The sequence below is a fragment of the Streptomyces sp. LX-29 genome (assembly GCF_029541745.1).
In the GTDB taxonomy this organism is placed as follows: Bacteria; Actinomycetota; Actinomycetes; order Streptomycetales; family Streptomycetaceae; genus Streptomyces.
This window is the reverse complement of record NZ_CP089746.1, coordinates 2,000,900-2,013,262: the sequence shown is the minus strand read 5'-3', so window position 1 is coordinate 2,013,262 and position 12,363 is coordinate 2,000,900. Positions and strand designations below refer to the sequence as shown.

The following is a 12,363-nucleotide window of genomic DNA, read 5'->3' as shown; positions in this document are numbered from 1 at the left end:
GCTGAACATACGGACCCGGCACTGCTTGAACCCCCGAGCAGGCAGTGCCGGGCTCCATGTCGCCGCCCCGAAGGAGCGCACCGGGGCACGCTACGAGTAGCGTTGGTCCCATGGCTCCGACATCCACATCGCAGACCCCCTTCGGGCGTGTGCTGACCGCCATGGTCACGCCATTCACCCCGGACGGCGCGCTCGACCTCGACGGCGCGCAGCGGCTCGCCGCCCACCTGGTGGACGCCGGCAACGACGGCCTGATCGTCAACGGCACCACCGGCGAGTCACCCACCACCAGCGATGTGGAGAAATCCCAGCTCGTACGGGCCGTGGTCGACGCGGTCGGCCACCGCGCCCACATCGTGGCCGGAGCCGGCACCAACGACACCCGACACAGCATCGAGCTCGCCCGCGCCGCCGAGCAGGCCGGCGCGCACGGCCTGCTGGCCGTCACCCCGTACTACAGCAAGCCCCCGCAGGAGGGGCTGCAGCGCCACTTCACGGCCATCGCCGACGCCACCGGCCTCCCGGTGATGCTCTACGACATCCCCGGCCGTAGCGGCGTCCCGATCAGCACCGAGACCATGGTCCGGCTCGCCGAGCACCCGCGCATCGTCGCCAACAAGGACGCCAAGGGCGACCTGGGCCGCGCCAGCTGGGCCATCGCCCGCTCGGGCCTCGCCTGGTACTCCGGCGACGACATGCTGAACCTTCCGCTGCTGTCCGTGGGCGCCGTCGGCTTCGTCTCCGTGGTCGGCCACCTCGTCGCCCCCGAGCTGCGCGCCATGCTCGACGCCCACCTCGCCGGCGACGTCACCAAGGCCACCGAGATCCACCAGAAGCTGCTCCCGGTCTTCACGGGGATGTTCCGCACCCAGGGCGTGATCACCACCAAGGCCGCCCTCGCCCTCCAGGGCCTGCCCGCCGGCCCGCTGCGGTTGCCCCTGGTCGAGCTCTCTCCGGAGGAAACCGAACAGCTGAAGCGCGATCTGGCCGCCGGCGGGGTACAGCTGTAACCACAGACTTCACAACTGCATACAGACACATCAGCAAGTGCACGAAGGTCACGCGCGCCATGTGCCCCCACGGGGGCATGTGGCGTGTGTGGTGAGGAGAGTCTTTTGAGTCATCCGCATCCCGAGCTCGGCCCGCCGCCGAAGCTCCCCGAGGGCGGCCTGCGCGTCACCCCGCTCGGCGGCCTGGGCGAGATCGGCCGCAACATGACCGTCTTCGAGTACGGCGGCCGGTTGCTGATCGTCGACTGCGGAGTGCTCTTCCCCGAGGAGGAGCAGCCCGGAGTCGACCTGATCCTGCCGGACTTCACGTCCATCCGGGACCGCCTCGACGACATCGACGGCATCGTGCTGACGCACGGCCACGAGGACCACATCGGCGGTGTCCCCTACCTGCTGCGGGAGAAGGCCGACATCCCGCTGATCGGCTCCAAGCTGACGCTCGCCCTCATCGAGGCCAAGCTCCAGGAGCACCGCATCCGCCCGTACACGCTGGAGGTGGAGGAGGGCCACCGCGAGCGGATCGGCCCCTTCGACTGCGAGTTCGTGGCGGTCAACCACTCCATTCCGGACGCCCTGGCGGTCGCCATCCGCACCCCCGCGGGCATGGCCGTGCACACCGGCGACTTCAAGATGGACCAGCTTCCGCTGGACGGCCGGCTCACCGACCTGCCCGCCTTCGCCAAGCTCGGCGAGGAGGGCATCGACCTGCTGCTGGTGGACTCCACCAACGCCGAGGTCCCCGGCTTCGTGCCGCCCGAGCGCGACATCTCCAATGTGCTGCGCCAGGTCTTCGCCGGCGCCCAGAAGCGCATCATCGTGGCGAGCTTCGCCAGCCACGTCCACCGTATCCAGCAGATCCTGGACGCCGCCCACGAGTACGGACGCCGGGTGGCGTTCGTCGGCCGCTCCATGGTCCGCAACATGGGGATCGCGCGCGACCTGGGTTATCTGCGGGTCCCGGCCGGGCTCGTGGTGGATGTGAAGACCCTCGACGATCTGCCGGACGACGAGATCGTGCTGGTGTGCACCGGCTCCCAGGGCGAGCCGATGGCCGCCCTCTCCCGGATGGCCAACCGCGACCACCAGATCCGCATCGTCCAGGGCGACACCGTCATCCTGGCCTCGTCCCTCATCCCGGGCAACGAGACCGCGGTCTACCGGGTGATCAACGGTCTGACCCGGTGGGGCGCCAACGTGGTCCACAAGGGCAACGCGCGGGTGCACGTCTCCGGGCACGCCTCCGCGGGCGAGCTGCTGTACTTCTACAACATCTGCAAGCCCCGCAACCTGATGCCCGTCCACGGCGAGTGGCGCCACCTGCGCGCCAACGCGGAGCTCGGTGCCCTCACCGGCGTGCCGAAGAACCGATGCGTCATCGCTGAGGACGGCGTGGTGGTGGACCTGGTCGACGGCGTCGCGAAGATCGTCGGCAAGGTGCAGGCCGGCTATGTGTACGTCGACGGCCTCTCGGTCGGCGATGTCACCGAGGCCTCGCTCAAGGACCGCCGCATCCTCGGGGAGGAGGGCATCATCTCCGTCTTCCTCGCGGTGGACAGCACCACGGGCAAGATCGTGGGGGGCCCGCACATCCAGGCGCGCGGCTCCGGCATCGAGGACGCCGCGTTCGCCGGGGTGACCCCGAAGATCGAGGAAGCCCTCGCCAAGTGCGCCGCCGACGGCATCGCCGACCCCCACCAACTGCAGCAGTTGGTGCGGCGCACCATCGGCAAGTGGGTCTCCGACACCTACCGCAGGCGGCCGATGATCCTGCCTGTCGTGGTCGAGGTCTGACGATGACTCAGGGAGCGGGGCGCTCGATTTGCATCGCGCGCCCCGCTCCAGTACGTTTACGGCTCCACCTCACGGGGAACGCGAAGCGCTCAGGCGCATCGGGTCAGCCCCGAGGGGCGGGAATCCGGCTCAGAGAATTCTGATAAAGTCGGATCAGCCGAAAGGCAAAGGCCACTCCAACGGCCACCGGAAACAAATTCGGACCGACTGCGACTTTCGAGAAGCAGGGGGAACGAAAAAGAATCTGGTAAGGTTGGAAACACCGAAGGGAAGCGCCCGGAGGGCCCGGTGAGACGGGACCGAAGGAAGCGTCCGTTCCTTGAGAACTCAACAGCGTGCCAAAAGTCAACGCCAGATATGTTGATACCCCGTCGAAGGGCCATCACGGCCCGATGACGAGGTTCCTTTGAAGAAAAAACACAGCGAGGACGCTGTGAACGGGTGGGACTATTCCTCCTACCTGTTCCGCTCAACGCGAGTGTGCATCCCACGGTGCTTGATTAAAAGCGCCGGGAAAACATTCACGGAGAGTTTGATCCTGGCTCAGGACGAACGCTGGCGGCGTGCTTAACACATGCAAGTCGAACGATGAACCCGCTTCGGTGGGGGATTAGTGGCGAACGGGTGAGTAACACGTGGGCAATCTGCCCTGCACTCTGGGACAAGCCCTGGAAACGGGGTCTAATACCGGATACGACCACTGACCGCATGGTTGGTGGTGGAAAGCTCCGGCGGTGCAGGATGAGCCCGCGGCCTATCAGCTTGTTGGTGGGGTGATGGCCTACCAAGGCGACGACGGGTAGCCGGCCTGAGAGGGCGACCGGCCACACTGGGACTGAGACACGGCCCAGACTCCTACGGGAGGCAGCAGTGGGGAATATTGCACAATGGGCGAAAGCCTGATGCAGCGACGCCGCGTGAGGGATGACGGCCTTCGGGTTGTAAACCTCTTTCAGCAGGGAAGAAGCGAAAGTGACGGTACCTGCAGAAGAAGCGCCGGCTAACTACGTGCCAGCAGCCGCGGTAATACGTAGGGCGCGAGCGTTGTCCGGAATTATTGGGCGTAAAGAGCTCGTAGGCGGCTTGTCACGTCGGATGTGAAAGCCCGGGGCTTAACCCCGGGTCTGCATTCGATACGGGCAGGCTAGAGTTCGGTAGGGGAGATCGGAATTCCTGGTGTAGCGGTGAAATGCGCAGATATCAGGAGGAACACCGGTGGCGAAGGCGGATCTCTGGGCCGATACTGACGCTGAGGAGCGAAAGCGTGGGGAGCGAACAGGATTAGATACCCTGGTAGTCCACGCCGTAAACGTTGGGAACTAGGTGTGGGCGACATTCCACGTTGTCCGTGCCGCAGCTAACGCATTAAGTTCCCCGCCTGGGGAGTACGGCCGCAAGGCTAAAACTCAAAGGAATTGACGGGGGCCCGCACAAGCGGCGGAGCATGTGGCTTAATTCGACGCAACGCGAAGAACCTTACCAAGGCTTGACATACACCGGAAAGCTGCAGAGATGTAGCCCCCCTTGTGGTCGGTGTACAGGTGGTGCATGGCTGTCGTCAGCTCGTGTCGTGAGATGTTGGGTTAAGTCCCGCAACGAGCGCAACCCTTGTTCTGTGTTGCCAGCATGCCCTTCGGGGTGATGGGGACTCACAGGAGACTGCCGGGGTCAACTCGGAGGAAGGTGGGGACGACGTCAAGTCATCATGCCCCTTATGTCTTGGGCTGCACACGTGCTACAATGGCCGGTACAATGAGCTGCGATACCGCGAGGTGGAGCGAATCTCAAAAAGCCGGTCTCAGTTCGGATTGGGGTCTGCAACTCGACCCCATGAAGTCGGAGTCGCTAGTAATCGCAGATCAGCATTGCTGCGGTGAATACGTTCCCGGGCCTTGTACACACCGCCCGTCACGTCACGAAAGTCGGTAACACCCGAAGCCGGTGGCCCAACCCCTTGTGGGAGGGAATCGTCGAAGGTGGGACTGGCGATTGGGACGAAGTCGTAACAAGGTAGCCGTACCGGAAGGTGCGGCTGGATCACCTCCTTTCTAAGGAGCACATGGCCGACTGCGAGCGAATGTCTCGCACGGTTAGCTCATGGGTGGAACGTTGACTACTCGGCACACTTGGTCTGCTGTGACTGTTAGTACTGCTTCGGCGTGGAACACGGTGCATGGTGGCTGGGAGTGTCGGGCACGCTGTTGGGTGTCTGAGGGTGCGAGCGTAGAGCTTGTTCCTTCGGGTGCCGGCCCCGGTGAAGCATCATCTTTGAGTGGTGTGTGACGGGTGGCTGGTTGTTGCTTGAGAACTGCACAGTGGACGCGAGCATCTGTGGCCAAGTTTTTAAGGGCGCACGGTGGATGCCTTGGCACCAGGAACCGATGAAGGACGTGGGAGGCCACGATAGGCCCCGGGGAGCTGTCAACCGAGCTTTGATCCGGGGGTGTCCGAATGGGGAAACCCGGCAGTCGTCATGGGCTGTCACCCATACCTGAACACATAGGGTATGTGGAGGGAACGCGGGGAAGTGAAACATCTCAGTACCCGCAGGAAGAGAAAACAACCGTGATTCCGGGAGTAGTGGCGAGCGAAACCGGATGAGGCTAAACCGTATGTGTGTGATACCCGGCAGGGGTTGCGCATGCGGGGTTGTGGGAGTGAGCTTCAGCAGTCTGCCGGCTGTTGGGCGAGTCAGAAACCGCATGGATAGGCGAAGGGCATGCGAAAGGCCCGGCGTAGAGGGTAAGACCCCCGTAGCTGAAATCTTTGCGGCTTGCTTGCTCATTTCCCAAGTAGCACGGGGCCCGAGAAATCCCGTGTGAATCTGGCGGGACCACCCGCTAAGCCTAAATATTCCCTGGTGACCGATAGCGGATAGTACCGTGAGGGAATGGTGAAAAGTACCGCGGGAGCGGAGTGAAATAGTACCTGAAACCGTGTGCCTACAAGCCGTGGGAGCGTCGCCGTGTTCTTCGGAGCACGGTCGTGACTGCGTGCCTTTTGAAGAATGAGCCTGCGAGTTTGCGGTGTGTTGCGAGGTTAACCCGTGTGGGGAAGCCGTAGCGAAAGCGAGTCCGAATAGGGCGATTGAGTAGCGCGCCCAAGACCCGAAGCGGAGTGATCTAGCCATGGGCAGGTTGAAGCGGAGGTAAGACTTCGTGGAGGACCGAACCCACCAGGGTTGAAAACCTGGGGGATGACCTGTGGTTAGGGGTGAAAGGCCAATCAAACTCCGTGATAGCTGGTTCTCCCCGAAATGCATTTAGGTGCAGCGTCGTGTGTTTCTTGCCGGAGGTAGAGCACTGGATAGGCGATGGGCCCTACCGGGTTACTGACCTTAGCCAAACTCCGAATGCCGGTAAGTGAGAGCGCGGCAGTGAGACTGTGGGGGATAAGCTCCATGGTCGAGAGGGAAACAGCCCAGAACATCGACTAAGGCCCCTAAGCGTGCGCTAAGTGGGAAAGGATGTGGAGTCGCAGAGACAACCAGGAGGTTGGCTTAGAAGCAGCCACCCTTGAAAGAGTGCGTAATAGCTCACTGGTCAAGTGATTCCGCGCCGACAATGTAGCGGGGCTCAAGCGTACCGCCGAAGTCATGTCATTCCAGCGTGAGGACCAACGTCTGCTGGGATGGGTAGGGGAGCGTCGTGTGCCGGGTGAAGCAGCCGTGGAAACGAGTTGTGGACGGTTCACGAGTGAGAATGCAGGCATGAGTAGCGATTCACACGTGGGAAACGTGTGCGCCGATTGACTAAGGGTTCCTGGGTCAAGCTGATCTGCCCAGGGTAAGTCGGGACCTAAGGCGAGGCCGACAGGCGTAGTCGATGGACAACCGGTTGATATTCCGGTACCCGCTTTGAAGCGCCAAACATCGAATCAGGCGATGCTAAGTCCGTGAAGCCGTCCTGGATCCTTCGGGTGAAGGGGAGTGGTGGAGCCGACGAACCAGACTTGTAGTAGGTGAGTGATGGGGTGACGCAGGAAGGTAGTCCAGCCCGGGCGGTGGTTGTCCCGGGGTAAGGGTGTAGGCCGTGCGGTAGGTAAATCCGTCGCACATGTAAGGCTGAGACCTGATGCCGAGCCGATTGTGGTGAAGTGGATGATCCTATGCTGTCGAGAAAAGCCTCTAGCGAGTTTCATGGCGGCCCGTACCCTAAACCGACTCAGGTGGTCAGGTAGAGAATACCGAGGCGTTCGGGTGAACTATGGTTAAGGAACTCGGCAAAATGCCCCCGTAACTTCGGGAGAAGGGGGGCCATTGCTGGTGAGGGAACTTGCTTCCTGAGCTGGTGGTGGCCGCAGAGACCAGCGAGAAGCGACTGTTTACTAAAAACACAGGTCCGTGCGAAGCCGTAAGGCGATGTATACGGACTGACGCCTGCCCGGTGCTGGAACGTTAAGGGGACCGGTTAGCTCTGTTTCGACGGGGCGAAGCTGAGAACTTAAGCGCCAGTAAACGGCGGTGGTAACTATAACCATCCTAAGGTAGCGAAATTCCTTGTCGGGTAAGTTCCGACCTGCACGAATGGCGTAACGACTTCTCGACTGTCTCAACCATAGGCCCGGTGAAATTGCATTACGAGTAAAGATGCTCGTTTCGCGCAGCAGGACGGAAAGACCCCGGGACCTTTACTATAGCTTGATATTGGTGTTCGGTTCGGCTTGTGTAGGATAGGTGGGAGACTGTGAAGCGGGCACGCCAGTGTTCGTGGAGTCATCGTTGAAATACCACTCTGGTCGTGCTGGATGTCTAACCTCGGTCCGTGATCCGGATCAGGGACAGTGTCTGGTGGGTAGTTTAACTGGGGCGGTTGCCTCCTAAAGAGTAACGGAGGCGCCCAAAGGTTCCCTCAGCCTGGTTGGCAATCAGGTGTTGAGTGTAAGTGCACAAGGGAGCTTGACTGTGAGACCGACGGGTCGAGCAGGGACGAAAGTCGGGACTAGTGATCCGGCGGTGGCTTGTGGAAGCGCCGTCGCTCAACGGATAAAAGGTACCCCGGGGATAACAGGCTGATCTTCCCCAAGAGTCCATATCGACGGGATGGTTTGGCACCTCGATGTCGGCTCGTCGCATCCTGGGGCTGGAGTCGGTCCCAAGGGTTGGGCTGTTCGCCCATTAAAGCGGTACGCGAGCTGGGTTTAGAACGTCGTGAGACAGTTCGGTCCCTATCCGCTGTGCGCGTAGGAGTCTTGAGAAGGGCTGTCCCTAGTACGAGAGGACCGGGACGGACGAACCTCTGGTGTGCCAGTTGTTCTGCCAAGGGCATGGCTGGTTGGCTACGTTCGGGAGGGATAACCGCTGAAAGCATCTAAGCGGGAAGCCTGCTTCGAGATGAGGACTCCCACCCACTTGATGGGGTAAGGCTCCCAGTAGACGACTGGGTTGATAGGCCGGATATGGAAGCCAGGTAACTGGTGGAGTTGACCGGTACTAATAGGCCGAGGGCTTGTCCTCAGTTGCTCGCGTCCACTGTGTTGGTTCTGAAGCCACAACCAGGTGTATCCGGTTGATGTGTTTCATAGTGTTTCGGTGGTTATAGCGTTAGGGAAACGCCCGGTTACATACCGAACCCGGAAGCTAAGCCTTTCAGCGCCGATGGTACTGCAGGGGGGACCCTGTGGGAGAGTAGGACGCCGCCGAACAATCATTGCAGAAAGCCCTGTTGGGAACTTCGGTTCCCGACAGGGCTTTCTTGCGTTGTGTTGCGGGTCACCCCGTGTTCACGTTCCCTGGGCAGCATTCGAGCCATGGGCACTCCTGCGGATGAGCTGCGACGCGAGTTGGCGGAGTCGGGCGTTCGCCCCGGCGACGAGGTGATCGTGCCGTCGTACGGCACGTCTGAGGCGGCCGAGGCGGTGCTCCTGGTGGGCGCCCGGCCGGTCTTCGTGGACATAGCCGCCGACACGCTGTGCGTGGACCCGGCCGCTGTGGCGGCCGCGGTGACCCCCCGAACGGTGGCCGTCATACCGGTGCACACCTTCGGCCATCCGGCCGACATGGCCGGCATCAACCGGATAGGCGCCCGACACGACTTGCGGGTCATCGGATACGGCCCCGAGGACGAGTCGGCCGCCGATGTGCGGCGCCGCCAGGCTCACGCCGCCTACCTGGACGAACGGCTCCGCGGAGTGATCACCCAGCCCGTCGCGCACCAGGTGTGCCACACCTACCAGCAGTACGTGGTGCGGGTGCCGGGCAACGGCCGGCCGGACCGGGACGCCTTCGCGCGGGCGCTGCGGTCCCGGGGCGTCGGCTGCCACGTCCCCGTACAGACCCCCGTGCACCGCACCTCGCGCTTCCGGCGGGAGATGTGGCTGGCGGAGACCGAGCGGGCCGCTGACGAGTGCCTGGCGCTGCCGGTGGACGCGCAGATGACGCGACGCGAACTTCAGCGTGTGGTGTCGGCCTGTAACGCGCTGGGCGGGTTGCTCCAGGTCGCGGCCTGATCCGGCTCGGTCGGTGGTCCGGAGCGGCCGAAACTTCGGGTATGATTTACCTCGTTGGCCCGCCCCAATAGCTCAGTCGGCAGAGCGTCTCCATGGTAAGGAGAAGGTCTACGGTTCGATTCCGTATTGGGGCTCTGAGGAAAACGGAGAAGGCCCCCGCCAGTTGGCGGGGGCCTTCTCCGTTTCTCATAGAAGAAAGGCTTCGGGCGCCCGGCGATTCACCACCGGGCGCCCGGAAGGCCGACGTAAGTCCGGTACGGGTCAGGGCTCCTGGGGCGCGGAGAGCTCGGCCGGCTCGGTGAGCTCGGGGACGCGCATCGCCAGGATCGCCATGTCGTCGGAGGGCGGATCGGGGGCGAACCGCTCCACGGCGCGCAGCACGCGCGCGGCCACCGCGCCCGCCGTCAGCCCCGTACAGGTCGTCAACACATCGGTGAGACCGTCGTCGCCGAGCATCCGGGAGCCCTCACGCCGCTCCGTGACCCCGTCCGTGACGCACAGCAGGACGTCGCCCGGCTCCAGGGTGACGGTCTGTTCGTACAGCTCCAGGTCCTCCATGACGCCCAGCAGGGCCTGGGGCTCGGCGGCCGGCTCGACGCCGCCGTCCGGGCGGAGTCGCAGCGGCAGCGGATGCCCGGCGCAGACGACCTTCAGGATGGCGCTGCCGTCCCGCTGCGGCCACAACTCCCCGTAGAGCAGGGTGAGGAAGCGGCTTCGGGCGCCCTCGTCGAGGATCGCGGCGTTGAGCCGCTCCAGCACCGCGGGGCCGCCGAAGCCCTCGCGGGCGAGCAGCCGCAGGGCGTGCCGGGCCAGTCCGGTGACCGCCGCGGCCTCCGGCCCGGTGCCGCAGACGTCGCCGATGGCGAAGCCGTACGCGCCGTCGCGGATGGGGAAGAGGTCGTAGAAGTCGCCGCCGACCTCGTTGCCCTCGCCGGCCGCGCGGTAGATGACCTCGACCTCCACGCCGGGCACCGTGGGCAGCTCCGGCGGCAGTAGGCTGCGCTGGAGGGACTGGCTGATGGCGGTGCGCTCCGAGTACAGCCGGGCGTTGTCGAGCGCCAGGGCGGCCCGTCGGGAGAGGTCCTCCGCGAGCTCCAGGATCTCCTGTCGGAAGTGCTCGTCGGTCGGCTTGCCGAGGGTCAGCATGCCGATGACGCGGTTGCGGGCCACCAGTGGCAGGACGACCGTCTCCCCACCGACCGCGGAGGCGGTGGCCAGCGAGGCGCCGGGCCCCGAGGAGGGGCGGGCGGACTCGGCCAGGTTGAGGCTGCGCAGCGAGGTGCGCAGCGCCGCCGCGTTCGCGGCCTCGGCGGGCGCCGTCCACACGCGGGCCCCGGTGCGCACCGGCTCCGGCGGATCCACCTTGGAGAGCAGCGCCTTGAGCCCGTCGATGCGGTCCTCGTCCTCGTGCAGGACGTAGCTCAGCTCGGGCTCCGAGGTCTGGTCGGCGATGGTGTAGACGGCGCACCAGGTGGCCAGCGTGGGCACGGTCATCTGGGCCATCAGAGCCAGCGTCTGATCGCGGTCGAGCGTGCCGGCGAGCAGGTCGGACGCCTCGACCAGGAAGGACAGTGAGCCGCGGCGCAGCCGCTCCAACTCGGTGAGCCGGGCGGACTCCACGGCCAGCGCGATCCGGTCGGCGGCGAACTGGAGTCGCAGCGCCTCCTCGTTGCTGTACCGCCCGGGGGCCTCGGCGGCGACGCCGAGCGAGCCGGTGAGCCGGCCCTCCACCTTCAGGGGGACGGTGACCACCGAGCGCATCCCGGTGTTGGCCAGCAGCGGCACGGCGCCGGGGACGACGCTGAGGTCCTCGTGGACGGCGGGCATCCGGGCCGAGCCGTAGCGACCGGTGCCGGCCTCGACCGGGACCCGGGCGAAGCGCTGGCGGGCCGAGGGCAGGCCGGTGGAGGCGCGCACCTCCAGCTCCGTCTCGTCGTCGGTGGCCAGCAGCAGATAGGCGGAGTCGCCGTCCAGCATGTCGCGGGCGCGCTCCACGGTGCGCTGGAGCAGTCCGTCGAGGTCGTCGGGGGCGGGGGAGCCGATGAAGACCTCGAAGGCGTCGGTGGGGGTTCCGCGCTCCGGGGCGCTGACGGCGTCGGGCGCCGCCCCGCGCGTCGGGCTCTGCAGCACCGCCCGCTCGTGTTCGCGGACCAGCAGACAGACGGTGGAGGGTTCGCCGTCGGCGTCGCGGACCCGGAGGTGGGAGGCGTAGACGGGGATGACGCGGCCGTCCGCGCCGCGGACCCCGTAGGAGCCCTCCCAGCGGGACAGCCGCAGCGCCTCGGCGACGCCGGTGCTGGTCCCCGGGGTGTGTGGCCAGGCGGCGAAGTCGGTCAGCGGCTTGCCGACGACCTGCTCCGCGGCGTAGCCGAACAACTCCCGGGCGTCGTCGTTCCAGGCGCTGAGCGCCCCGGCGCGGTCGATCTGGAGGACGGCGACGCGCACCCGGGCGTCGGCGACCGGCAGCGCGTGCGCGGGCAGGGCGGGGCCGGCGGAGCGGGTGCCGGCCGGCCGGTCGGGGAGGTCGAGCTGGAACCAGACCCGCTTGCGGGCGGCGGTGTACTCCACGCCCCAGCGGGAGGCGAGCGCCGCGCACAGCAGCAGGCCGCGGCCGCCTTCGCGGTCGGGGTTGGCGTACTGCCGGCCGTTGCCCTCCAGCGGCAGCTCGCGCTCGGGGTAGCGGTCGCCGACCTCGACCCGCACACCGTCCTCGGCGCGTACGCACACCACCTCGGCGGCGGTGCCGGCGTGCACCACGGCGTTGGTGACCAACTCGCTGGTGAGGACCACGGCGTCGTCGACGACGTCGGTGAGCCCCCAGCCCTGGAGGGTGTCGCGCACGAAGGTGCGGGCGGAGGCGACCGAGCGTCCCACCGGTTCGAAGCTGGCGGCTGCCCGCGCGGTGATCACAGCTCTTCCCATGCGTGTCTCGGCGATCTGCTCACCCATGCCGCAGTGCCCCTCCGATGCCTGGCCGACTGCCAGGTTACTGACCTCCACGGCCCGTGCGAATGCCGGTATGGAGTCATTCCACCGTGAGAGTGCCCGGTCCGGCATGCGAACCCGCCGAACTGTTATGGCCTGGTTGGGCTGGGGTGAAACACTGGGAAAGCTC

4 protein-coding genes, 1 tRNA gene and 3 rRNA genes are annotated in these 12,363 nt (G+C 65.2%); 7 read left to right on the top strand and 1 reads right to left on the bottom strand.

Annotated features, from left to right (window positions below):
- The first annotated feature begins 110 nt into the window (after window positions 1-110).
- The 7 genes from dapA to LRS74_RS08515 all read left to right on the top strand — a co-directional run bounded on the left by dapA (window position 111) and on the right by LRS74_RS08515 (window position 9,382).
- The gene (gene dapA, locus LRS74_RS08545) at window positions 111-1,010 is read left to right on the top strand and encodes a 4-hydroxy-tetrahydrodipicolinate synthase (protein WP_277740440.1); all 900 of its coding nucleotides are present in this window, start codon (window positions 111-113) and stop codon (window positions 1,008-1,010) included.
- Window positions 1,011-1,115: 105 nt separating this feature from the next.
- Window positions 1,116-2,801, top strand: coding sequence for a ribonuclease J (locus LRS74_RS08540; RefSeq protein ID WP_277740439.1), 1,686 nt, complete (start codon window positions 1,116-1,118; stop codon window positions 2,799-2,801).
- Between the two features lie 520 nt (window positions 2,802-3,321).
- Window positions 3,322-4,849: ribosomal RNA gene (locus LRS74_RS08535) — 16S ribosomal RNA — on the top strand.
- Window positions 4,850-5,134: 285 nt separating this feature from the next.
- Window positions 5,135-8,256, top strand: a 23S ribosomal RNA gene (locus tag LRS74_RS08530).
- A gap of 71 nt (window positions 8,257-8,327) precedes the next feature.
- Window positions 8,328-8,444, top strand: a 5S ribosomal RNA gene (gene rrf, locus LRS74_RS08525).
- Together the 16S, 23S and 5S rRNA genes form the textbook arrangement of a ribosomal RNA operon.
- Window positions 8,445-8,549: 105 nt before the next feature.
- On the top strand, window positions 8,550-9,248 hold the full coding sequence (locus LRS74_RS08520; RefSeq protein WP_277740438.1) for a DegT/DnrJ/EryC1/StrS family aminotransferase: 699 nt from the start codon (window positions 8,550-8,552) through the stop codon (window positions 9,246-9,248).
- Window positions 9,249-9,309: 61 nt separating this feature from the next.
- Window positions 9,310-9,382: transfer RNA gene (locus LRS74_RS08515), tRNA-Thr, on the top strand.
- Window positions 9,383-9,509: 127 nt separating this feature from the next.
- On the opposite strand, the gene LRS74_RS08510 is transcribed toward LRS74_RS08515, so the two are convergent.
- Window positions 9,510-12,197 (bottom strand): SpoIIE family protein phosphatase, encoded by a 2,688-nt coding sequence (locus LRS74_RS08510; RefSeq protein WP_277740437.1) that lies wholly within the window; start codon window positions 12,195-12,197, stop codon window positions 9,510-9,512.
- Between the last annotated feature and the right edge of the window lie 166 nt (window positions 12,198-12,363).

Excerpts from the sequence above, each read along its gene's own strand:
- LRS74_RS08510 (WP_277740437.1), bottom strand. The coding sequence starts at position 12,197 with ATGGGTGAGCAGATCGCCGAGACACGCATGGGAAGAGCTGTGATCACC.
- dapA (WP_277740440.1), top strand. The coding sequence starts at position 111 with ATGGCTCCGACATCCACATCGCAGACCCCCTTCGGGCGTGTGCTGACC.
- LRS74_RS08520 (WP_277740438.1), top strand. The coding sequence starts at position 8,550 with ATGGGCACTCCTGCGGATGAGCTGCGACGCGAGTTGGCGGAGTCGGGC.